A 24,332-nucleotide genomic window follows, 5' to 3' on the forward strand; every position below is an offset into this window, starting at 1 on the left:
TTACCCCATTACATTATCATATTGCTTAATAATTTTGTTTAATTCTTTAATGAAGACATCGATATCTTCTTCGTTTTGTTCAATATGCATACTCACCCGTAAAGATGAGTTCGCATTAAGCTCATTACTGCACGCCAAGACGACATGGCTCGGTTCATTTTGTTTTGAAGAACAAGCTGACGTCGTTGAAACATAAATGTCTTTTTCGCCAAGTGCATGAATAAGAACTTCCGGTTTAAAACCAGGTATAGAAATATTAAAAATGTGAGCAGCTCCATTTTGTGGTGAGTTAATGGTAATTTGCTTATGGTTTTTGAGTTCATCAAATAGCCTTTGGCGTAACAACATTACATGACTATAATTCTTTTGCTTCTCTTGTGCTAAACGTATAGCTTTAGCTAAAGAAACTATTCCGGCAACATTTTCAGTGCCCGGCCTAATAGAAATTTCTTGAGAACCACCTTGAAATAAGGGCTCTAAATTAATATGTCTTTTTTTAATTAAGCAACCTGTTCCTTTTAACCCGTGAATTTTATGGCCAGAAATGGTTACCAAATCTAAGCCGTCCGCGTTATATTTTAATGGAATCTTCCCAAAACCTTGTACATGATCTGTATGAAAAGTAACTTTAGGAAATTGGCTTAAATAGTTAGCTACTTCTTCAATTGGTTGAATACTTCCAATCTCATTATTGATATGCATCATCGTCACAAGAATCGTTTCTTCCTTATGAGCTTTCATAAGATCATCAACCGAAATAATGCCTTGTTGATTAACAGGTAAATAGGTTACTTCAAACCCTTCATTTTCTAGTTGCTCACAAACTTGAAGTACTGAAGGGTGTTCAATTTGAGTTGTAATTATATGATTCCCTCTATTTTTATGGGCATGTGCAATACCTTTAATCGCTAAATTATTGCTTTCGGTTCCGCCAGATGTAAAAATCACTTCTTGATCTGATACATTTAAAAGTTCAGCAATTTGCTTCCTCGCCTTTTTAAATAATTTCTCAACATCACCACCCATTGTGTGGATGGAAGACGGGTTTGCAAAATAATTTAAAGAAACAGACTGAAAAGTTTTTAATACTTCTGGTGAAGGTTTAGTTGTTGCGCTATTGTCTAAATAAATCATCATGATACTCCTTCAAAACGAGTATTTGCATCACGTTATCTTACCATACAATGAAACATTTTTTCAATCTAACAAATAAAAAACCACTCCTATGATTGCGGAGCGGCTTCTTCACTTAAATCAAATAATTCCAATAACACATCAATGGAAACACCATCGCCATTATTAAATTCAATTAAATCATTAATGTCTTGCTTTTTGATGGAATCTTTAAATTCGACAGAAGACTTATTTTCTTCCAATTTAGCTATAGCAAAAAAGCGTTCAGACTCTTTTTCGCTGATTAACATTTCCTTGGAAATACTATGCTGCTTGGCCATATAAACTTTTTCTTCTGGTTGCAATACCAAAATGAATAAAAAAGTCCAAGTAATTACAAATAATAACGCACTAAGACCTACAATAAGACGCTCCAAGTTTCATCTCCCCCAACACGATGAACTATGATACCGTTGTTTCTTCAATCACATCTTCTAAACGTTTTAAAGCACCAGGTTCTACTTCTTCTAATGTTTTTGATGCTTTTTCCAAGGCCAACTCATATTCATAATTGTGAAAAGCAATTTCGGCCTCTGATATTTTCGCAGCAAGTATTGGATAACTTGTACGATAGCGATTCGCATACTGTATAACTTTTTCAGCCAAATGAGCTTGATCCACGAGTAACTGAGTTTGCTCAACTGCTCTATTGACAGCTTTTTCTGCCTTTTCAATCGAGTGGTTAATGCGATCCATGTCCAGCGGTTGTTCTTCTAAAGAAGACACGGCCTCTGTTACCGCGATTCGCCCTTCTTCAACTAATTCATTGATGTAATTTGGAATTCCAGGCAAGTTGCTTTTCAGTAAATTTTGTCTAACATTTATAATTTGTTGTTTCAATTCAAAAATTTGATCTCTTGCTACTAATTCATCTTTTCGCAGGTTATGCAGGTGTTCGTCAAATTGAGATTGTGGTTTCTCCCATTCTTCATACTCTACAAACCACTGTTCCAAGTCGACGCGAATTGTAGTGAATAACTTCTCTTCTTGTTCAACCATTAACTTAATTTGTTCTGCTTCTTTTTCTAAACGATCAATCATTTTTTCTAAACGATACTGTTCTTCATATTTTGCATCATTCAAATGATAATTTTCTTTGACCGCTAAAATATTTTCTTTTGTTTTCGAAAATCGTTCTTTTGCTTCTTCAACTTTTTCCGATAAAGAATCTAATCGTTGAACCACAAAATTTTTATCAAGAGCTTCTTTTTCTAATTCATCATAAATCTCTAACTTACGCGCACGAATCTGATCTATTTTTTCTTCTACACCATCATCTTGACCTTTGTTGAGCTGTTCAACTAAGGCAATTAATGTTTCTTGATGCGTATGTATTTCTTTATCAAACCCAAATAAATGAATTCGGTAACCTTCATCTCTCATTTCCCGCAAACCATTTTGCAGATGGTCTAAGTCTTCAGGGATAACTTGTTTACACAAGCGATACAGTTCTGGAAAACTTTTAACTTTACGGTCGAGTTCATTTAGTTGCTCACTTATTTTTTGTACTAAATTATGAGCTTCCGTGTAATTACCGGAAGACGTTAAGTTCTCATATTCTGATAATTCATTTTCAATATCATCGAGTTCAACTTCAAAAACAACTTCAGCTTTACCTAATTGATATCCGTTTTGAAGCACATTCTTTCTTACCTCAGTAATTTTTGGCTTAATTTTTTCAATCTCTTTACGACTATCTTTTTCAGAATGTAAGAGGCGATCTACTTCTGAGAAAATCTCATCAATTGTATTTTCAACCTGGTTCAACTCTCGACTAACATGATTTAAAATTCTAAATGCTTTTCCAAAGCGATAACGCTCTGCTGCTTCTTCTGCATCTAGAAGGTCTTCCTCTACGTGAGAGAATACCTGGTCATTTATGTTGTCCCATTCTTCTCTCCAAGATTCAAATAATTCCTCGGTCTCACCAGTTAAATTAAGACCTCGAACCTTAGCTAGTTCGTCTGCAACTTGACGATTCATCAATAGGACTTTTTGCTCTTCAAGGGCATCGACACGTTGATATACTCTTTTCCTCATAATAACTCCAAATGCTATAAAAAGTACGACTGCTATTATTGAAATGACTAATATTAGTTCCATCAAAAGCCCCCTAACTCCACACAACTATTGACTCAAATAACTTTACTCTATAATAGCATATTTTTGTCAATAATTTGCTAAATTTTTTGTGTTTTCACAGGAAAAATTGCAACTTTAGACACTTTTTTTATACTGAAAACCACTTTTTGAATGTTTTCATATAGTTCTTAACGAACGTTTGTCCACTTTGATCCCAGTGATAGTGGTCCTGCCAGTCATTTGCATAAACAAAAGGTGCATTAATTAAACTTTTTAACTGTATGTAGAAAACTTCTTTTTCTATATTATTTAATATCCATTCCCTAGAAATAGATGTTGTAATCTTTTGTAGCAAATATTTTTCTTTTGCGACATATGTAGAAAATAACTCACGTATAAACATGTTGTCTAATGATAACTCTCTTTGAATAAAACAACTGAATTGAAAATGATTATATTTATAATGTATAATTTCTTCAATTACATTAAAGAATTCCTCTTTTTCTCTTAATGAATCTTGTGATGCAGTTAATTGTTCTAATAATTTTATATAGTTCTCAAAATAATCAACAGTCATATATTCCAATAGACCTTGTTTATTTTTAAAATGATAATTGATCATTGAAACATTAGTATTAGCTTTATCGGTGATTGAACGTATAGATGTTCCATTAAAACCATTGTAATAAAATAATTGCGCAGCAGCTTCCATAATTCGCTGCTTTGTGCTATGTTCTGACATAAAATCACCTCTTTCATCTTATATTCGATTGTTTTTTTAAAATACCTTTAAATAATTATCGGATATTTATTAAAAATGTTTAGTTAAAATTAAAGGAGAGTATGAAAATTGTTTGAAGCCATGACGTATAACGGTACAAGAGAAGAAAATTACGATTTATTAATTAAACAACTAGATGCATTATTAGAAGGAGAAACAGATCAAACTGCAAATTTAGCCAATGCAAGCGCCCTGCTAAACCAATTTTTAGACCAGGTCAACTGGGTTGGTTTTTATCTGATGAAGAATGGAGAGCTTGTACTCGGTCCATTTCAAGGGATGCCTGCATGTGTAAGGATTACAGATGGAAAAGGTGTTTGCGGGACAGCTACTGCTGAAAGAAAAACTATGTTAGTTGACGATGTCCACCAGTTTCCAGGTCACATTGCCTGCGATGCACAAAGTCAATCAGAAATTGTTGTTCCTATTATAATCTACAACCAAACTTTTGGTGTATTAGATATCGATAGTCCAATCAAAAATAGATTCGATGAAACTGATCAAAAGTATTTAGAAACATTTGTTGAAACACTAAAAAAACATCTATAAACACTTAGGTGAGCACCAATTTTCCATCATGAAAATTGGTGTTTTTTTATGTCAAAATTCAATGAAATCATGGTATAATAAATATCATTGTAATGAGAGGGGAATATATTATGTCTGAAGAAAAACTGGATTTAATATTATCTGAGCTCCAAAGCTTGAACAGCAGAGTCACTTCTCTTGAAACGAACCAATTATTAATGAGGGACGAGCTAAGAGTTACACAAGAAGCAATGTCTCAATTTACAACTAAAGATGACCTTAAAAATTTCGCTACTAAAGACGATTTTAAGAGGTTTGCTACTAAAGAGGATCTTAAGAACTTTGCCACAAAAGACGATCTTAAAAATTTTGCTACTAAAGAGGATCTCGAAAATTTCGCTACTAAAAACGATATGCTAGAACTTAGGAGTGAACTTAAAAACTTTGCTACCAAAGACGATATGCTAGAACTCAGAAGTGAACTTAAAAACTTCGCTACTAAAGATGATTTACAAGAACTTAGAAATGAGCTTAAAAACTTCGCAACAAAAGAAGATCTCCAACCAATTTATAATGATTTAACTCATCTTAAAGAAGAACAAAGTGTTATTAAGCAGGCAGTTCTTGAAACAAAAGATGAAGTTAATGAACTAAAACAGAGCCAGGCTTCCGTTCATCAGATCATTGGAGAACATGAAATTTCACTACGTAATATTAGAAATCATATCTTATAATCTTCTATAAACACTTGACTCTTCTCGTTATTTTTCATATAATATCCTTTGTGTAAAATAAAAGGCAGCTTAGGTGAACTTGCTATGTCATCATTTTGTACCTCTTGATGAGGTGTATCGCGTAACTCTCTGCTGCTGGAGCGAAGGTACATGAATGCAAAATGAGCATGGTGTGGAACACATCCTTTTTATTTTATGCAAAATTTATTATATAAAGGAGGAGACGCTCGTGGCACGTTACACAGGCTCTCTATGGAAAAAATCACGTCGTTACGGCATTTCTCTAACTGGTACAGGTAAAGAGTTAGAAAAACGCCCTTACGCTCCGGGTCAACATGGTCCGAACCAGCGTAAAAAACAATCAGAATATGGACTTCAGTTACAAGAGAAGCAAAAGCTTCGTTTCATGTATGGTTTAACTGAACGCCAATTCCGTCGCATCTTTGACGATGCAGCAAAAATGAAAGGTGTTCATGGTGAGAACTTCATGATCTTACTTGAATCTCGTCTAGACAACCTTGTATACCGCGCAGGTCTTGCTCGCACTCGTCGTCAAGCACGTCAATTAGTAGGTCATGGTCATATCACTGTAGATGGCGGTCAAGTAGACATCCCATCTTACCGTGTAAAACCAGGTCAAGTAATTGGTGTTCGCGAAAAATCACAAAATCTTGACATCGTTGCAGAAGCAATCGAAGTTAACAACTTTGTTCCAGAGTATGTGACTTTCGACGAAAATAAAAAAGAAGCAACGTATAACCGCTACCCTGAACGTTCTGAATTACCTTCAGAAATTAACGAAGCGCTTATCGTTGAGTTCTACTCACGTTAATATTTTAACTTACAAAAACCTCGAATTGTTTATAAACAATTCGAGGTTTTTTTGTTTGGAATGTACACTAATCAGGGAATTCTATGAAAGGTATACATTTTCAAAAGGATAGGTGATTGAATGATTATTGATAATGTAAGGTTATATCAGGCGAAAATTAATCAAAATGATTTAAATGACATCTTTCATATCGAATTAGAGAACGAAAAAATTAAAAGTATAATACCCGGACGTTATCAAGGAAATGATCAGGATTTATATGATGCAAAAGAACATGTGATGAGCGCAAGTTTTAATGATAGTCATATGCACCTTTTAAGATATGGGTTACTCAAAAAAGAACTTGATTTAACTCAAGTTTCCAGCTGGGCAGAAATGAAAGAAGCTGTTGAATATTATTATAAAGAAATGGAAGAAGGTCAATGGGTATTTGGAAAAGGATTTGATGACTCTAAATTTGATGACATTGACCACCTGCTAACAGCAGATGATTTAGGAGAAATTAACGTGAATGATTATATGTATTTCATGCACCAGGATGGTCATGAATGTGTTATTTCTCATTCTGCTATGAATTTACTTAAACAAGAGAAAGACTTTGAAAAAGAACCAGACATATTTAAAGAAAAAAATTCAGACGGACAATGGAATGGTCGCTTTAAAGACACTGCCGTCCATTACATTAAACACCACTTTTGGGGCAGGCCCGTTAAAGATGCTAAACAGGCTTTACTTAACGCCTTCCCTTATCTATTAAAATACGGCATTACGTCTGTCCACACGGACGATATTAACTTTATGGGGTCCTATGAAAAATTATGGCAGGCATACACTGAGCTTGAAGATGAAAGCAAACTTCCAATCGATGTGATGCTACATCATTATATATTTGATAAAGAAGATTTACTTCGATACATTAATAGATCAAACCTAAGAACTGGTGACGGTACTCAGCGGGTTAAAGTTGGCGCTATTAAAATCTTCTTAGACGGCACTCAACGATTACACACTGCTGCTATGCGCAACCCTTATCCTGATCAACCGGATTCAGATGGCACCTTAATATATAGCCAGTCTGAGCTCGATGAATTGGTATCCATAGCTGCTGAAAATGATATGCAAGTTGCGATGCATGCTATCGGTGACCGAGCCGTAGAAGAAGCAATCGTTGCTTTAGAACAAGAAAACGCCAGAACTTCTGCCCTAAAACATCGTATTATTCATGCTCAAACGTTAGCGCCTGACTTAATCCAACGGTTAAAAACGATTAAACCTTATATCGAAACACAGCCTTCCTTTTTAATAAGTGAATGGAATAGTAAAGAACAATGGACACCGAAAGACTTACTACCATATTGTGACGCGTTTAATAGTTTAATGAGGGATCAAATCCCAATAACATTAAGTTCTGACTTACCAATTGGATCTTTAAATCCTATGGAATCTGTATATGCTGCAGTAACTCGGATGGACTTGGGTGAACAACCTGATGGCGGTTGGATGCCTCAGGAACGAATTTCAGTGGATGACGCATTCCATGGTTTTACGAGTGCACCTGCTGAATTAGAGTTTAAGGAAAAGGTTAAAGGAAAAATCGAGAGTGGATATCAAGCTGATTTTATCTTACTAAACAAACACCCTTTAGAAGCTCAACATAAAGATTTAAAAGACATAACAGTTATGGAAACATGGTCTAAAGGTAAACAGGTATTTAAGAAATAAAGTTAAACAAAATAAAAGCCACCGACTTAATCGGTGGCTTTCTTATGTTTCGTCTTATTTGTTATCGTCACTATTCTTCTTGTTACCTTTTGCGTGTTTACCTTGGCTGCCATATTCCTTATTCATCTCTTCAGTTCTTTCTTCGCCACTTTTACATTGGTTTTGATTATTCGATGTCATAATTATTAGCTTCCTTAATAAATGTTATTTCAAAGGATAAGTACCCTTTATTTCCATTTAAAAAAACTAGTTAAAAAGTACCTATATAATAATTAATTGCATTTTACAAATAAAATGGTTGCAAAATGCAATTGTTTGGTGTATAAATAAATTAAGAGGTGATTAACAATGAGTAATCAAAACTTAAGAACACTATTTCAGTTAGTTGTTCGGCGCTTTGGATTTTTAAATGAACAATGTTGTAATCAATGCTGTAACCAAGATATTAGTGTTGCACAAAGCCATATTATTTTTGAAACATCCAGACAGCATAACCCTTCAATGCGTGATATAGCTAACGCTTTAGGGATTGATATAACTACGTTTAGTCGACAAGTAAAAGCACTAATTGATAAAGGCTATGTAAAGAAAACGCCTCACCCAAATGATCAACGCGTTCAAATACTAGCTCTTACTGAAAAAGGTAAAGATTTAGAAAGAAACATTGATGACGTGATGAATCAACAATTAGAACAAATTCTTAGTCAGCTGAGTGATGAGGAACGAAGTAAAGTTACTCAATCCATAGATTTATTAAATAAAGCCATGGTTAATTCTGAAAGCTACTGTTGTCCTCCCCAATAGGAGGATTACTTATCAATTAATAGTTGCAAATCGCAACTATTAAAGGGAGTGAAAATTATGTTACCAGAAATTCTAAAAAGTTTTTTATTAATTGCCGCTGAGCTTACAATTTTATTTTTCAGTATCACCTTTATCATCAGTTTGCTTCAAGGTTTTATACCTTATGAAAGGATTGAAAAATATCTATTTCAATCGAATAAATTGATTGGATCATTCGTCGCTGTTTTTTTAGCATTTATTACACCGTTTTGTTCATGTTCAACTATTCCTGTTGTAGCCACCATGTTACAAAGAAAAATGAAATTCAGTTTTGTAATGATTTTCTTATTTGCATCACCCGTCTTAGATCCCACTATACTAACGCTTATGGGAGTTCTACTCGGGTGGAAAGTTGTTATTCTATACACCATGATTACATCAATTTTATCTATTATTATCGGATTTACATTAGAAGCATTAGGGTTTGAATCATCTGTTAAAAACATTATTGTAAAAAATCAAACTGAGCCACAAAGAAAATTCAATGTTAAAGCGGCATGGCAAGAGACCATCAGTCTAATGAAAACGGTCTACCCTTTCTTGATCATTGGTGCTTTAATCGGAGCTATTATACATGGAGCAGTTCCAACTGAATGGATAGCTAAAATGTTTGGCGGAAACGAATGGTGGTTGATTCCAATAGCAGCTGTCATTGGAATACCTTTGTATATTCGTTTATCAACCATGATTCCTATCGCAAATATTATGCTAATCAAAGGTATGGCTTTAGGACCAGTCATGGCAATCATGATTAGTTCTACAGGTGCTAGTCTACCAGAGGTTACTTTGCTTCATTCAATTTTTCATAAAAGGCTTGTCATTGCTTTTGTTATATCTGTTCTCTCTATGGCTACTCTTTCTGGCACACTATTTTATCTCATCTAAATTTTTTCAATTAATCATTGAAAGGAGGTGAATTAAATGTTTAAGATTTCCGACATTTTTTCTACAAGCTCAAATAAAGATTGTTGTTCAGTAATCATAGAAACATTTGATGAGCAAAATGAAAAAACAAATGAAAATGAGAGTTGTTGTGATGGGGCCGAAGAATCTTGTTGTTAACTTTTTTGGAGGGGATAACATGTACCCTAATTTAGATCATCTTTATTATTTAGAAAATCATAAACGAAAAATAAACCAAATAAATCGAGAAGCTTGGAAACTTAATAATATTCAATCTACCGAAAACTTTAATCATCAACAAAACTTATGTTTTTCATTTGGAAAAGATTGGTGCATTACAGTCCGTTACTCTTAATGTTTGATTGATTCTATTATATTGTCACCATCAAACTATAGCTTCAATAACCAGTTGATACGATTAACGTGTCAGCTGGTTTTTATTTCTTTGAGATAGTAATACTTCATTAAATTTTCTGGAATATAATTTGGATATACTTTAAACTTATTATAGATTTAAACGAAACTAAATCACTAAGCCAATCGTACTAAACTTATAGAAAATTAATTTGGAGGTCAAAATGGATAATCAAGACTTTTTTGAACAATTAAACAAAAAGCAATCTGACAACATTAAGAAGTTAATTAAAAGAGTAAAATTTCTCTTTTATATTGTTCTACCTATCATTATCTTAGGAACAATTGCTTTTCATATTGTAACGAATTACATATGGATGGAGACTCTGAATTTTGAAAGTGTCTACACAACGATTATCACCACTAAAGTTGCTTTAGGTGTGATCGGTTTTTTCCTTTTTTCGATTATAGGATTTTTAACATTGCATTGGATTCGTCGATCCTATCTAAGTTATTTAAATCAAAATATGCTACCAAATGCCATATTAAATAAAAAGACAAGCAGAAATATAATGCTAGTAATCTCAGTGATCTTTGGTATATTTGGCACGATGTTGATACAAGGATTGGGCTGGGAACCTGCATTAAAGGTTCTAAACTTTGAACCTTTTGGGACTACAGACCCCCACTTTAACTTAGACATTTCATTTTATTTGTATATGCTACCTTTCTTAGAATTTGTTCTAGGTGTACTACTCAGTTTAAGCATTGTTATTTTACTTGCAGAAATAGGTGCTTATTCAGTGTTTGAGATGTATCGAAAAAGTCGAATGGCTCAACTGCATTTAGGATTTACTCTTGGTTTTATCGGCTTGATTTTAGCTGCGCAGCACCTTTTAGAACCATACGGAACTCTACTAACGAATCAAGTCAATGCTTTCCAGGAGAGTGTGGTTCATGGCCTAAGTTATACGGATAATGCTGTTAATATTCCAAAAGCTTATATCCTTTCAGGTATTGCGTTATTAGCAACGATATGGATGATCATCTCTCTAGTCAGGGGCCAAATGAAAGGAATTATTGTTTCAATTGCATTTTATTTTTCTTTAGTTATCTTAGGGCAATTGGCCTCAGTAGCAGTGCAACAATTTGTCGTATCACCTAATGAATTCAACCAAGAAAAACCATTTTTAGAAAAGAACTTAGAATACACTAGAAAAGCCTATAATTTAGAAAACATTACTGAGTTAGACCATCCAGGCAATGACTCTTTAGATGAAGAGTTAATAGAACGAAATCAACTCACTATTGATAACGTAAGAATCAATGACGCTAGACCTTTAAAAGATGTCTATAATCAAAAGCAAACCATTCGTAATTACTATAAATTTAATGACATTGATATTGACCGCTATATAGTAGATGGTCAGTATAATCAAGTTTTTACAGGTGCTCGTGAACTTGACACCTCTAATTTACCGGACCAGGCAAGAACTTGGGTCAATGATAATCTCCGTTATACGCATGGTTATGGAGTAGCCATGAGTCATGTCAATGAAATAGACAGCCAAGGCCAGCCAGAGTATCTATTAAAAGACTTACCACCTAAAGGTGAATTTGAAGTTACTAGACCTCAGATTTATTTCGGAGAAGAACAAAGTGGTAATGTCATTGTAAAAACAAAAGTTGAGGAATTTGATTATCCAGAGGGTGAAACTAATGCATATACCCGTTTCGATGCAAACAGTGGAATACCTCTACAAGGGTTGAATAAACTTCTATTTTCGATTAAAGAAGGGTCATTTAGAATGTTTATTTCTAATCAATTAACTAATGAAAGTCAATTTCTAGAAACTCGAAATATTGTTGATCGAGTAAATCGCATTGCTCCTTTCTTTGAATATGATTCGGATCCATACCTAGTCGTTCGAAAGGATGGAAGCTTAACATGGTTAATGGATGCCTATTTAACAGCTGAAAATTATCCTTATGCTGAACCATACGAAGATGATAACAGTTATATACGGAACTCAGTTAAAGTCGCAATTGATGCATACACGGGTGAAGTTAATTTCTATGTAGCTAATGCACAAGACCCTTTATATCAAACGTATTTTAATATGTTCCCTAAGTTATTTTCTGAAGAAGTCCCAGAGGATATAAGATCTCACTTTAGATATCCTGTAAAATTGTTCAAAGTTCAATCTGACAAATGGGGAACTTATCACATGTCTGATTTAGAAGTGTTTTATAACCGTGAAGATGTATGGCAATTCCCTACTGAGAAATATTATTCGAATGATATTACAATGGAGCCTTATTATATTACAATGAGCCTTCCTGAAGAAGATACGGAAGAATTTATTCTTTCTATCCCTTTCACACCTAAGAGCCGACAAAATATGATTGCTTGGATGGGGGTTAGAAATGACGGGGAAAACTATGGTGAGTTATTTGTTTATCGTTTCCCTAAACAAAAGAACGTCTATGGACCTCAACAAATTGAAAATCGAATTAACCAGGATAGCTATATTTCTCAACAGTTAAATTTATGGTCCCAAGGTGGTTCAGAAGTTATTAGAGGTAATTTATTAACTTACCCTATTGAAGATACCGTCTTATATGTGGAACCTATATATATCGAATCATCTAATGCCACTTCACTTCCAGAAGTTAAACAGGTCGTAGTGGCTTATCAAGACTATATTGTCATGGAGCCAACTTTTGATAAAGCGTTAGATCGAATCCTGACCATGGCTGAAGAAGATACTCCAGGGAATGTACCTGACACTAATGAAACGGATAAAAATGAGGACCCTATTCTTAATGCCGAAGCAACTCTACGTGAAGTTTCAGATTTATTCGATCAATATCAAAATGCTCTATCTAACGGAAATTGGGAACAAGCGGGCCAAATCATGACTGAAATTGAAAACAAATTAAATGAAGTAGAATAATTTTAAAAAACAGGTCGACCAATTTAATTTGGCCGGCCTGTTTATTTATTTTACTGGTGACGAATTAAGAAATATTTTTTCTTTCCACGACGAATAACTGTAAAAGCACCATCGATTTTATCACTTTCATCAACCACATATTGCATTTCCTGCTGACGATCACCATTAATATAAATCGCCCCATTTTTAATATCTTCTCTCGCCTGTCGTTTTGAAGAAGAGATCTTAGCTTCAACCAAAAGATCGATTAAGCCCTTTTCCTTATCTTCCATTACAAATGATGGTACATCTTTAAAACCTGCTTCAATTTCATTTTTATCTAACTCTTTGATTTCGCCTTTAAATAAAGCATTTGAAATTTTAATCGCTTGTTCTAATGCTTGTTCATCATGCACAAGCTTTGTCATTTCCTCTGCTAACCGACGTTGAGCAACACGTTGTTCTGGACGTTCTTCAACCTCTTTCTCAAGATCATTAATTTCATCAAGAGACAAGAATGTGAAATATTTGATGAATTTAATAACATCACGATCATCAACATTTAACCAGAACTGGTAAAATTCATAAGGTGTAGTCTTCTCTGGATCTAACCAAACTGCACCACCAGCCGTCTTGCCAAATTTAGAGCCATCTGATTTGGTAATTAGCGGGAAAGTTAAGCCGAACGCTTTAGTCTCCTCCCCTTCTTCACTTGTACGTCGGATTAATTCCAAACCAGCTGTAATATTTCCCCATTGATCACTTCCGCCAATTTGTAATGTGCAATTTTCATTTTGATTTAATCTTTGGAAGTCAAGTGATTGTAATAACATGTATGAGAACTCAGTAAAAGAAATACCATGCTCAATTCGTGATTCAACAGAATCTTTAGCAAGCATATAATTGACACTAAAATGCTTACCCACATCACGTAACAACTCTATGACTGACATTTCTTTTAGCCAATCGAGGTTATTTACTGCTATTGCTCCCTTTTCTTGGTCATTAAAATCAATTAATTTAGAAATCTGTTTTTTAATACTTTCACTGTAATGTTCAACTACTGAAGCCTCGTTCAATTGTCTTTCTTCGTTACGACCACTTGGGTCACCAATCATCCCTGTTCCACCACCAACAAGTGCAATGGGTCTATGACCCGCTTCTTGGAACCTTTTAAGCATGATGATTGGAAGTAAATGACCAATATGCAAGCTATCACCAGTTGGGTCGAATCCGCAATATAACGATACTTTATTTTCAACTAAATGATTTTCTAAGCCTTCTTCATTTGTAATTTGATTAACTAATCCTCTTGCTTTTAAATCATCAATAATATTCATCATAATCCTCCTTTATAAATAAAAAAAACCCCCGTCCACCATATAGGGACGAGGGATTCGCGTTACCACCCTAGTTGTAGTTAAACTTAACTACCACTCAAAAGTTTTATCGGTTCAACCGCCCTCAGGTTAAGAGAGTGCTCCAAGCCGTAATTCGTTACATACCTTGCACTGATTCGCACCAACCATCAGCTCTCTTTAGCAGCGGGTATACTCCTACTTCAACTCTTCTTTGCGTTAATTATTAATATGATTATGAAATATTTTTACCACATATTATAAAAAAATGCAACTAAATTCATATAGGTATTTGATAGGATGAATTACTAGATTATGCTATAATAGATGTGACATTTTAGGGGGTTCTACTATGAGTAAAAACAGTTCAAATAAATGGCTATCATTTTTCCAACAGGGAAAGTTTGTAACATCAACTAGAGTCACATTGGATGTGGTATGGCATATCGCCCTATTCTTTATAATCATAGGTTTAGTCCTAATGTTTTTCTTAGGAGGATTAGGCTTTGGTTATTTTGCATCATTAGTTGAAGATGTACCTGTTAGTGGAAAAGAAGAAATGAGAAAGCAGATCTATAACTATGAAGAGACTTCGCATATTTATTTTGCTAATAACATACATATGGGTCAGCTTCGTAGTGACTTACACCGTGAAGAAATTAAATTAGAAAATGTATCACAACTCGTTAGAGATGCCATTAAAGCAACAGAAGACGAATATTTTGAAACGCATAGTGGTATTGTGCCAAAAGCAATTATGCGTGCACTTTTCCAAGAGTTTACCAACGCTGACATGCAGTCAGGTGGTAGTACCCTAACGCAGCAATTAATCAAATCTCAAATCTTAACAAATGAAGTATCATTTGAGCGTAAAGCGAAAGAAATTTTAATAGCATTACGTTTAGAAAACTTCTTTAATAAAGATGAAATCTTTGAAGCTTATTTAAATATTGTACCATTCGGTCGAGATTCGTCTGGACGAAATATTGCAGGGGTGCAAGCCGCCGCTCAAGGTATTTTTGATAAAGACGCAGATGAATTAAATTTAGCACAAGCTGCTTATATTGCCGGCTTACCACAAAGCCCTTCAGCTTATACACCATTTAAAAATGGTGGTGAATTAAAGTCGAAAGAAGGCTTAGAACCTGGATTTGAACGTCAGTATGTAGTATTAACTAGAATGCTAGAAGAAAATATGATTACTCAAGAAGAATTTGATCAAGCAGTGAATTTCGACTTAGTTAGTAGCTTTACTGACAAGAAAGAATCGACATTCTCGAATTATCCATTCTTAACGTTTGAAATTGAACAACGCGCAAAAGATATTTTACTTAAACATTTAGCAAACGAAGATGGATATACGATGGATCAACTCAATGAAGACGAAAGCTTATATGAGCAGTATGATATTTTAGCTGAACGAGAATTGCGTCAAAATGGTTATGATATTCATACTACGATTAATAAAAAAATCTATGATAAATTCCAGACAATCACTAAGGACTATCAGCATTTTAAACCAACTAAATATGTTCAACGTCCTGATCCTGACACAGGTGAGATGAAGCAAGTTGAAATGCCAGTTGAAACGGGTGCTTCATTGATAGAGAATAGTACAGGTAAAATTATAGCTTTCGTAGGAGGAAGAGATTTCCAACGAAGCCAAGTCAATAAATTTTCTCAACATATTCGCCCTAATGGTAGTACGATGAAACCATTGTTCGGATATGCTCCTGCCATGGAAGAAGGAGTCATTCAACCAGGATCACCACTGGCTGACGTGAAATTTGAATACGTTGATGTTGCTGGTAATGTATGGAGTCCCACTAACTATATTGAGAGTTCAGAAAGTGGCATTGTACCTGCTAGAAAAGCATTATATAAATCACTTAACTTACCTGCAGCTAGATTAGCTTTAAAAATGCAAGAACAAAACATTGATTCTGTAGGATATTTAAGAAAAATGGGGTTCAGCAACCTAACTGCTAGAGATGCCCCTGCAGCAAACATACTAGGTACAAAATATGTGACTGTTGAAGAAAACACTAACGCTTATGCGACTTTTGCTAATAATGGAAAATTCGTAGATGCATACATGGTAGATAAGATTGAAGATAAAGAAGGCAACGTGATTTATGAGCATGAATCTAAAGCAACTGAGGTTTTCTCACCTCAAACTGCATATTTAACGCTAGATATACTTAGAGACGTGTTAACACAAGGTACCGCTACTTATCTACAACGCCAATTAACTAACCCACAAGTAGATTGGGCTGGTAAGACTGGAACAACAAACTACTGGATGGATGCATGGTTTGTTGGTACGAACCCTAACGTAACTTTAGGAACTTGGATTGGTTATGAAAGCTATGATGTAGATGGTAAAAATGGTGTATCTGATAGTGAACGTAATTACATGAATTTAAAAACATGTAGAGATTGTGTAATGGGATATAGTAGTCGTAACTTAGGTTATTGGGCACAATTAGCAAATGCAGCCACTGAAATTGACCCTGAATTAATGGCACCAGATCAAAGACATGAAAGTCCAGGTGGCATTGTTCAAAGAAGTTATTGTCAAATTTCAGGGCTACTACCAAGTGAAGCTTGTGAGCAACTTGGATTAGTTAATACAGATATCTTTAATGTCGATTATGTACCTAACGAAAGAGATGATAGCATTATCGAAGGACAATTTGTCCAACTCGGAGAAAATTTCTATAAAGCTATAGAACAAACTCCTGTTGAATTTGTTAATGAAGGCTATTTCTTAAGGCCTGGTTTTATTGAAGAACAAGGTTGGGACAATATAGAAGATTTAGGAAAGCTATTACCTAATAATGAGATGTGGGCGAACTTAGTTGCACCTCAACCTGAAAACCCTGAGGATAACGGTACTCCCCCTGCCCCTGACAGTGTAGGGTTTGAAGGCAGTACGTTTAATTGGTCATCTGTCGGTGGTGATGTTATTGGTTACCGCATTTACATGGCTAATTCACAAGAAGACGATTTTACATTAATTGATTCTACGGTAGACTCTAATTATGCAGTTCCGTATTCTAACCGTATATATGCTGTGTCTGCTGTTGATTTTTATGGAAACGAATCATCATTATCAACTCCTGTCATTTACGGTCAAATTACACAACCTGATGATGAAGAGGACCAAGATGATAACAATGATGGCAACGATGACAATAACGGAAATAATGACGATGAAAACAATGGTAACAATGATGATAATAATAACGATAACAATGATGATAGTAATAACGGCAATAACGACGATGGTAGTGGAAATGACAGCGGAAGCAATGACGGTAGCAACGATGGAAGTAATGATGGAGATAACACTGACGATTCAAGTGGTAGTAATGATGGCGGATCGAGTAACGATGGTAGTAACGACGGTACAACCGATGGATCCACTTCATAAACTTCTAGATTGAAAAATCTAAGTCAGAACTGAGAGCTTACACTAATTTGAGTGTAAGCTCTTTTTTTGTATTAATTTTCATTTGAGGAAACCCTCCCATTTTAAGGTTTATCATATTTTGAAAAGGAAAATCATGTTATACTTGGAATATAATTTGACTTAATCATTAGGTGGTGTTGAGTTGAAACATCCTAAAACGTATCACAAGCAAATGATTAATAAAAATCAAAAACAAGTAATAATAGAAGGACCTCTAACATCTGAACAACTAACTCATTATTACTTTGATGATGGTTTAAAAGCATTTAGACCTCCTAAGAAACAATTTGAAGCAATTAAATCAATTGCTGACTTTCCAGAAGGTAGAATTATTATAGCTCATGATGAAGATAAAATAGTCGGTTATGCGACGTATTTACATCCAGACCCTTTAGAGAGATGGTCAACTATAAAAATGGAAGATTTACTTGAATTAGGGGCTATCGAAGTCTCACATGAGTATCGAGGGCTAGGGATTGGATCAAACATTCTTAAATTATCCATGATGGATGAACAAATGGAAAATTATATAGTCATCACAACCGAGTACTATTGGCATTGGGATATGAAATCTACCAAACTTAATGTTTGGCAATATCGTAAACTGATGGAAACCATGATGGGATACGGTGGATTAAAGCCAATGTCAACTGATGATCCAGAGATTATTTCTCATCCTGCCAATTGCTTGCTAGTCAGAATAGGTAAAAATGTTCCCCAATCATCAATAGATACCTTTGACAAACTGAGGTTCATGGGCAGAACAGATTTTTTTATGTAGAGGGAGTGTAAACAATTGCTAGTAGAAGAAATAATGAATAAAGATGTAGTGACATTAAAACCTGATCATTCCATTAAAGAAGCATTAGAACTTTTAAACGAACATCACATTAAACATATTCCAATTGTAAATGATCAATACTCAGTGGTCGGAATAATTTCTGACAGGGATATTCGTGATGCAGCACCGTCTACACTAGAAAAGCAAAAGAATCAAGCCATTTTAGATCATAATATTGAATCAATTATGACAAGCCCTGTTATAACCGTTCACCCTTTGGATTTTATTGAGGAAATTGCTTCTATTTTTTATGAACATGAAATCGCATGTGTCCCAGTAACTAAAGACAATAGATTAGTTGGTGTCGTCACTGAGAAAGATTTATTATATACCTTAATTCAATTGACAGGAATCCATGAGCAAAGTTCACAAATTGAAGTAAAAGTGCCTAATAAAGCAGGTATGTTACCTGCAATCACAAAAATATTTGGCGAAAGAAAAATAAACATATCTTCTGTATTCATCTATCCTTTTAAAGATGATCACTCTCAAAAAATTATAGTATTAAGAATCCAAACGATGAACCCTATGCCTTTAATTGACGAATTGAAGGATAAAGGGTATGAAGTACTGTGGCCAAACATACCGGGGCTATCACAATGAATTTACGTTCAGCATTTGTTTACTCAGAAAAGTTTCAAGACTATAAGTTTCGTGAAGATCATCCCTTTAACCAAAAACGTGTTGAGTTAACTTACGATTTGTTACTAAAATCAGGAGCATTATCTGAAGAACAAATCATTAAACCAAGAATGGCCACAGAGAGTGAAATCAAAGCCGTACATCATTCACAATATGTTGAAGTAGTTAAACGTGCAAGTGAGCTTCAATTATCTGATTCCGAAACAGAAGAATATGGCATTGGTACAGAAGATACTCCCATATTTCACAATATGCACGAAGCAGCATCTACATTAGTTGGTGGTACATTAACCGCTGTAGAATCTGTTATTAATGGTGAGGTTGATCATGCCGTAAATTTAGGTGGGGGTCTACATCACGGTTTCGCAAGAAAGGCTTCAGGATTCTGTATATATAATGATGCTGCAATAGCGATTAACTATATCAGAGAACATACTAATTATAAAGTATTATATGTCGATACGGATGCGCATCATGGGGATGGTGTTCAATGGATTTTCTATGATGATCCTAATGTATGCACACTGTCAATCCATGAAACTGGACGATACCTCTTTCCTGGCACAGGGAATGTTAACGAGAGGGGTCGATCAGAAGGTTACGGTTTTTCTTTTAACGTGCCTTTAGATGCTTTTACAGAAGATGAATCTTTCTTAGAAGTTTATAAGAGCGCATTAAAAGAGGTTTGTGAGTATTTCCAGCCCGATATTATTGTCACACAAAACGGTGCTGACGCTCATGTGTATGACCCTCTTACACATTTATGTAGTACAATGAAAATTTATGAAGAGATACCTAAACTAGCTAATGAAATGGCTCATATATATTGTGAAGACCGCTGGATCGCACTTGGCGGTGGAGGGTATGATATTTGGAGAGTTGTACCACGTGCCTGGGCACAAATTTGGAATATCGCTTCAGATCAAAAATTAAAATCAGGCCCATTACCCCAAGAGTGGATTAATAACTGGAAAGACCAAAGTCCTGTTGAATTACCTACACATTGGCATGATGAACCAGGAATCTATAAAGACATACCTAGAAAAAACGAAATTACCGAAAAAAATAAATTAACGTTAAATAAAGCCTTACAATTTATCACTAACCAGCAGAAATATACTTAACTTTTATTTGCACATGAGATAACCGTTCTCGTGTGTTTTTATTAATACTTAAAGAATTAAATAAGACTCGTGATTAGCTTCACGAGTCTTAAAGTTAATTGTCATTCTGATTCTTCTAGAATCACAATTTCAACACGACGATTTTTACTCATATTTTCAGGTGTATCATTTGAAGCAACAGGTCTTGTATCAGCATATCCAGCGATGTTAAAACGAATAGGATCTAATCCCTTTTCATTCGTAAAGTACCTTACAACACTACTTGCCCTTGCCCCACTTAGTTCCCAATTGGAGGGGAATTGAGAAGTGTTAATTGGCAATGAATCCGTATGCCCTTCAACTTTAACAAAATTAGGTATTTGCTCTAATAAGGTTCCAACTTTATCTAGAAAGGGAATGGCATCATCCAGTAGTTCAGCTCTTGCAGATTCAAAAACAACTTTTTCCTGTAAAACTAAAACAACGCCACGCTCTGTTCTGTTTGCTGTTATAACCTCAGATAATCCTTCATTTTCTAAAAATTCATCTACTTCATTAAGTAAATTTTGTAAATCATCTGTGCCCTCTGATGGCCTATTTTCGTTCATATCAAAATCTTGTTGTAAACCGCCGTCATTAGGCTGTTCTGCTTCATCTTCGTTGTCTTCAATATTACTCGCTTGTTCTAATTCAACAGGTGATGGATAAAAATCAAAAATTACTCTTTGTTGATATGATTCCGTCACCGTTTTTAATTTTTCTGCATCAATTTGAGACATTGAGAATAACAAAATAAAGAATACCAGAATTAGAGTTACCATATCCGAATATGTAACCATCCATAATGGTGCCTGCTTCTTATTTTTCTTTTTTCTTTTATTATTAAGATTCATTTACGGTCTCTCCAACAACGCTTTCTTCCTCTTCTTCCTTACTTTCTTTTAATTCTTCATTTGAAAGAAATGCGCTCAACTTCTCTTCAAGAATTTTTGGATTTTGACCTGATTGGACCCCAATAACTCCTTCAATGATTACTTGTTTCATAAAAACTTCTTGCTCAGTCATATTATTTAATTTTCCAGCTATTGGTATAAATACTAAATTAGCTAACACCATACCATAGAATGTAGTTAATAATGCAACTGCCATACTTGGACCAATGGTTTGTGGATTGGTTAAATTATTAAGCATTAACACGAGCCCGATTAACGTACCAATCATTCCCCAAGAAGGAGCGTATTCTCCTGCCTTTTCGATAATTGCTTGACCTTTACCGTGACGTTCTTCCATGGCCGTAATTTCTGCATTCATAATATCATTAATGACCTCTGGTTCGATTCCATCAATAGCTAAATAAACACCTTTTTTTATAAACTCATCATCTAAATCTTCAATTTCTGACTCTAATGCCAATAACCCTTCACGCCTGGCCCTTTCAGATAAAGTAATGAACAACTGAATAAGGTCTTTTAGATTATGATCAGTCTTGTTAAAAGCTTCCTTAAACACTTTCCAGGTTAACTTCATTTCCTTTAAGTCAAAATTAATAAATAATGCGCCTAATAAACCACCAATAACAATAATAAATGATGACATCTGTAAAAACGTTGAAAAGCCATCAGGACCACTATTAAAATAAATCCCCATTAAAATCATGGTTGCTCCAAGCGCAATCCCAACCGGAGTTAAAATGTCTTTTTTCTTCATTTGCCTCTCACCCTATTTTGACTGTTTGTCTTTACCTATATTATCGGTTAGTTTATTCTTTTGTTGAGCTTCTTTTAATAATTCTGTGAGGAAGTATTACCTGATGTTCATCAACAGCTTCGTTTTTCAATAGTTTGGTTAACAGTCTCATCGAAACCGCTCCAATGTCATACATCGGTTGAACGACCGTAGTTAATTCTGGACGAACCATGACAGCTAATCGTGTATTATCAAAACCTACAACTGATAAATCTTCTGGGATATTAAAACCTTGGTCTTGTGCACCATGAATCACACCTAAAGCCATTTCATCAGATGCTGCCATAATTACAGTAGGTTTTTGCTCAAGCCCTAAAAAGTAATTGGCAGCATTAATGCCTGACTGGTAAGTATCGTCACCTTCAAAAATAAATGACTCATTAATTTCTAAGTTGTTTTCTTTTAGAGCATCCTGATACCCTTGAACTTTTGATGCTTCAATACTGGAACCAGAATTGTTAGGAACATAACCGATAGTTTGATGGTTCTGTTCAATTAACTGTGAAACCGCATCATATACTGCCGTATAATAATCAATATTAACAGAAGGAATTTTTTGAGAATCATCTACCGTGGCTGCTAATACCACTGGGATATTTGAGCTTTCAAATGCCTTTACATGATTTTCAGAAATGGACCCTCCCATAAAGATGACGCCATCCACCTGTTTTTCTAACATATTATCGAATAGGTCTAGTTCTTTGTTCAAATTCTGATCAGAACTACTTAAAATAATATGATACTTGTACATTGAGGCGATATCTTCAATCCCTCTAGCTAGTTCTGCAAAAAACATATTAGATATATCAGGAATTATTACACCAACTGAAGTCGTTTTCCGGCTAGCTAAACCACGAGCAACAGCGTTAGGTCGAAAGCCTAATTCTTCAATAGCAGCTAGTACTTTTTTTCTTGTCGTTGGTTTTACATTTGTGTTGCCATTAATCACTCGTGACACTGTTGCCATTGAAACATTAGCTTTTTTGGCCACATCATAAATTGTTACGCTCATTTTAACCCCTCATTTCAAACCGATATTCTTTTTAATATTGTTAGCATACGACATTCTAACCATTCTATCAATTAAGAAAACAGAAACACAATTAGTATTTCTGTTTTTCTAATAATTCATTTATAAATGTTTCGAATGTTGGTATGTCCATTTGTTGTTGTGAGTCAGATAATGCAGTTGCAGGATCTGGGTGTACTTCTGCCATAATGCCGTCTGCCCCAATTGCAAGTCCAGCTTTAGCCGCCGGTAGTAATAAGTCTCTTCTACCCGTAGAATGTGTAACATCAACAAAAACAGGTAGGTGCGTCTCTTTCTTTAATATCGGAACAGCAGTGATATCTAACGTATTTCTCGTCGCTGTTTCATAAGTTCGAATGCCTCTTTCACATAAAATAATTTGTCCATTACCTTGTGAAATAATATATTCAGCTGCATTCATGAATTCATTAATGGTTGCTGCCAAACCACGTTTTAATAAAATTGGTTTGGTCGATCGGCCCGCTTCTTTTAATAATTCAAAATTATGCATATTTCTTGCGCCGATTTGAATCACATCAACGTAATCATGTGCAGTTTCAATATCATTAGGGTTAACAATTTCACTAACGACTTTTAAGCCGTGTTTCTTTCCTACCTCTTTTAATATTTTCAAACCTTCAATACCTAAGCCTTGAAAATCATAAGGAGACGTTCTTGGTTTAAATGCACCGCCCCTTAACATGCTCAAACCTTGTTGCTTAATTGATTCAGCCACTGCGTCGACCTGTTCAAAGGATTCAACTGAACAAGGTCCAAAGATAAACTCAGGTTTTCCGTTCCCCACTTCAATCTCATCTACTTTTACAATTGTATCTGTCGGCTTTTTCTGTCTTGAAACTAGTAATGCATTTAATTGATCCTCTTCTATTAACTCTTTTGCAGCTTTAAAAACTTCCTTAAAAAGATGCTCAATCGTTGAATACTCAAAAGGACCCTCATGATTTTTTATGATTAAGTCTAACATTTCACGCTCTCTAAGCGGATCAAACACATTAATGCCTTGATGAGTCTTGATATCACCTATTTGCTTTATTAATTCCCCACGTTTATTAATTAAGTCTAATATTCTTAAATTGACTTGATCAACTTCTTCTCTTAATTGTTCCAGTTTATTAGGATCCACGTTGATTCCTCCAGCCCTAGTTTATTACATTTCATTTTTATGGTACATTATGCTTAACCATGTATTCTTTTAGTATTATAAAGGACGATGGACCACTTGTCATTC

22 protein-coding genes and 1 other annotated feature are annotated in these 24,332 nt (G+C 34.7%); of the genes, 12 read left to right on the top strand and 10 right to left on the bottom strand.

Going from position 1 to position 24,332, the window contains the following annotated elements; genetic code table 11:
• From E3U55_RS01270 to refZ, 4 genes are all read right to left on the bottom strand, one after another.
• Positions 1-1,134 (bottom strand): cysteine desulfurase family protein, encoded by a 1,134-nt coding sequence (locus tag E3U55_RS01270; RefSeq protein ID WP_134338512.1) that lies wholly within the window; start codon positions 1,132-1,134, stop codon positions 1-3.
• Positions 1,135-1,223: 89 nt separating this feature from the next.
• The gene (locus E3U55_RS01275; protein WP_134338513.1) at positions 1,224-1,550 is read right to left on the bottom strand and encodes a hypothetical protein; all 327 of its coding nucleotides are present in this window, start codon (positions 1,548-1,550) and stop codon (positions 1,224-1,226) included.
• A gap of 25 nt (positions 1,551-1,575) precedes the next feature.
• Positions 1,576-3,276, bottom strand: a complete 1,701-nt coding sequence (locus E3U55_RS01280; protein WP_134338514.1) for a septation ring formation regulator EzrA — start codon at positions 3,274-3,276, stop codon at positions 1,576-1,578.
• 127 nt (positions 3,277-3,403) lie between these two features.
• The gene (gene refZ / locus E3U55_RS01285; RefSeq protein ID WP_134338515.1) at positions 3,404-3,997 is read right to left on the bottom strand and encodes a forespore capture DNA-binding protein RefZ; all 594 of its coding nucleotides are present in this window, start codon (positions 3,995-3,997) and stop codon (positions 3,404-3,406) included.
• Between the two features lie 108 nt (positions 3,998-4,105).
• On the opposite strand from refZ, the gene E3U55_RS01290 reads away from it, so the two are divergent.
• The 4 genes from E3U55_RS01290 (at position 4,106) to E3U55_RS01310 (ending at position 7,852) form a co-directional block, all read left to right on the top strand.
• Positions 4,106-4,585: a GAF domain-containing protein gene (locus E3U55_RS01290; RefSeq protein WP_134338516.1), complete on the top strand. Its 480-nt coding sequence runs from the start codon at positions 4,106-4,108 to the stop codon at positions 4,583-4,585.
• Between the two features lie 110 nt (positions 4,586-4,695).
• On the top strand, positions 4,696-5,298 hold the full coding sequence (locus E3U55_RS01295; protein WP_134338517.1) for a hypothetical protein: 603 nt from the start codon (positions 4,696-4,698) through the stop codon (positions 5,296-5,298).
• Positions 5,299-5,527: 229 nt separating this feature from the next.
• Positions 5,528-6,130, top strand: a complete 603-nt coding sequence (rpsD, locus tag E3U55_RS01305; protein ID WP_134338518.1) for a 30S ribosomal protein S4 — start codon at positions 5,528-5,530, stop codon at positions 6,128-6,130.
• Between the two features lie 120 nt (positions 6,131-6,250).
• Positions 6,251-7,852 (top strand): amidohydrolase, encoded by a 1,602-nt coding sequence (locus E3U55_RS01310; RefSeq protein WP_134338519.1) that lies wholly within the window; start codon positions 6,251-6,253, stop codon positions 7,850-7,852.
• Positions 7,853-7,906: 54 nt separating this feature from the next.
• Here the strand turns inward: E3U55_RS01310 and E3U55_RS17785 are convergent, their stop codons facing one another.
• Positions 7,907-8,032, bottom strand: a complete 126-nt coding sequence (locus E3U55_RS17785) for a hypothetical protein (RefSeq protein WP_267195375.1) — start codon at positions 8,030-8,032, stop codon at positions 7,907-7,909.
• A 168-nt stretch (positions 8,033-8,200) separates the two neighbouring features.
• On the opposite strand from E3U55_RS17785, the gene E3U55_RS01315 reads away from it, so the two are divergent.
• From E3U55_RS01315 to E3U55_RS01325, 4 genes are all read left to right on the top strand, one after another.
• Positions 8,201-8,656, top strand: a complete 456-nt coding sequence (locus E3U55_RS01315; RefSeq protein WP_134338520.1) for a MarR family winged helix-turn-helix transcriptional regulator — start codon at positions 8,201-8,203, stop codon at positions 8,654-8,656.
• A gap of 57 nt (positions 8,657-8,713) precedes the next feature.
• Positions 8,714-9,580 carry a permease gene (locus tag E3U55_RS01320; RefSeq protein ID WP_134338521.1) on the top strand — a complete coding sequence of 289 codons (867 nt, stop codon included), beginning with the start codon at positions 8,714-8,716 and terminating at the stop codon, positions 9,578-9,580.
• 36 nt (positions 9,581-9,616) lie between these two features.
• Positions 9,617-9,757, top strand: a complete 141-nt coding sequence (locus E3U55_RS17230; RefSeq protein WP_153801883.1) for a hypothetical protein — start codon at positions 9,617-9,619, stop codon at positions 9,755-9,757.
• A 419-nt stretch (positions 9,758-10,176) separates the two neighbouring features.
• Complete coding sequence (locus E3U55_RS01325; RefSeq protein WP_134338522.1) at positions 10,177-12,909, top strand: UPF0182 family membrane protein; 2,733 nt, start codon at positions 10,177-10,179, stop codon at positions 12,907-12,909.
• A gap of 50 nt (positions 12,910-12,959) precedes the next feature.
• Here E3U55_RS01325 and tyrS read toward each other — a convergent pair whose 3' ends face one another.
• Complete coding sequence (tyrS, locus tag E3U55_RS01330) at positions 12,960-14,228, bottom strand: tyrosine--tRNA ligase (protein ID WP_134338523.1); 1,269 nt, start codon at positions 14,226-14,228, stop codon at positions 12,960-12,962.
• A 41-nt stretch (positions 14,229-14,269) separates the two neighbouring features.
• Positions 14,270-14,470, bottom strand: a binding site (T-box leader).
• Between the two features lie 128 nt (positions 14,471-14,598).
• On the opposite strand from tyrS, the gene E3U55_RS01335 reads away from it, so the two are divergent.
• From E3U55_RS01335 to E3U55_RS01350, 4 genes are all read left to right on the top strand, one after another.
• On the top strand, positions 14,599-17,682 hold the full coding sequence (locus E3U55_RS01335) for a transglycosylase domain-containing protein (protein WP_134338524.1): 3,084 nt from the start codon (positions 14,599-14,601) through the stop codon (positions 17,680-17,682).
• Positions 17,683-17,863: 181 nt separating this feature from the next.
• On the top strand, positions 17,864-18,502 hold the full coding sequence (locus E3U55_RS01340; RefSeq protein ID WP_323740389.1) for a GNAT family N-acetyltransferase: 639 nt from the start codon (positions 17,864-17,866) through the stop codon (positions 18,500-18,502).
• 15 nt (positions 18,503-18,517) lie between these two features.
• Positions 18,518-19,165 (top strand): acetoin utilization AcuB family protein, encoded by a 648-nt coding sequence (locus tag E3U55_RS01345; RefSeq protein ID WP_134338525.1) that lies wholly within the window; start codon positions 18,518-18,520, stop codon positions 19,163-19,165.
• Positions 19,162-20,328: an acetoin utilization protein AcuC gene (locus tag E3U55_RS01350; protein ID WP_134338526.1), complete on the top strand. Its 1,167-nt coding sequence runs from the start codon at positions 19,162-19,164 to the stop codon at positions 20,326-20,328. The genes E3U55_RS01345 and E3U55_RS01350 overlap by 4 nt, the downstream gene beginning before the upstream one ends.
• A gap of 101 nt (positions 20,329-20,429) precedes the next feature.
• Here the strand turns inward: E3U55_RS01350 and motS are convergent, their stop codons facing one another.
• The 4 genes from motS to E3U55_RS01370 form a co-directional block, all read right to left on the bottom strand.
• Positions 20,430-21,200, bottom strand: a complete 771-nt coding sequence (gene motS / locus E3U55_RS01355; protein ID WP_134338527.1) for a flagellar motor protein MotS — start codon at positions 21,198-21,200, stop codon at positions 20,430-20,432.
• On the bottom strand, positions 21,190-22,014 hold the full coding sequence (motP, locus tag E3U55_RS01360; protein ID WP_134338528.1) for a flagellar motor protein MotP: 825 nt from the start codon (positions 22,012-22,014) through the stop codon (positions 21,190-21,192). Before motP ends, motS begins: the two co-directional genes overlap by 11 nt.
• Positions 22,015-22,066: 52 nt before the next feature.
• Positions 22,067-23,065, bottom strand: a complete 999-nt coding sequence (gene ccpA / locus E3U55_RS01365; RefSeq protein WP_134338529.1) for a catabolite control protein A — start codon at positions 23,063-23,065, stop codon at positions 22,067-22,069.
• Positions 23,066-23,156: 91 nt separating this feature from the next.
• Positions 23,157-24,227, bottom strand: coding sequence for a bifunctional 3-deoxy-7-phosphoheptulonate synthase/chorismate mutase (locus E3U55_RS01370; protein WP_134338530.1), 1,071 nt, complete (start codon positions 24,225-24,227; stop codon positions 23,157-23,159).
• Positions 24,228-24,332 lie beyond the last annotated feature (105 nt).

Source organism: Filobacillus milosensis, assembly GCF_004402015.1.
GTDB classification, from domain to species: Bacteria; Bacillota; Bacilli; order Bacillales; family Alkalibacillaceae; genus Filobacillus; species Filobacillus milosensis.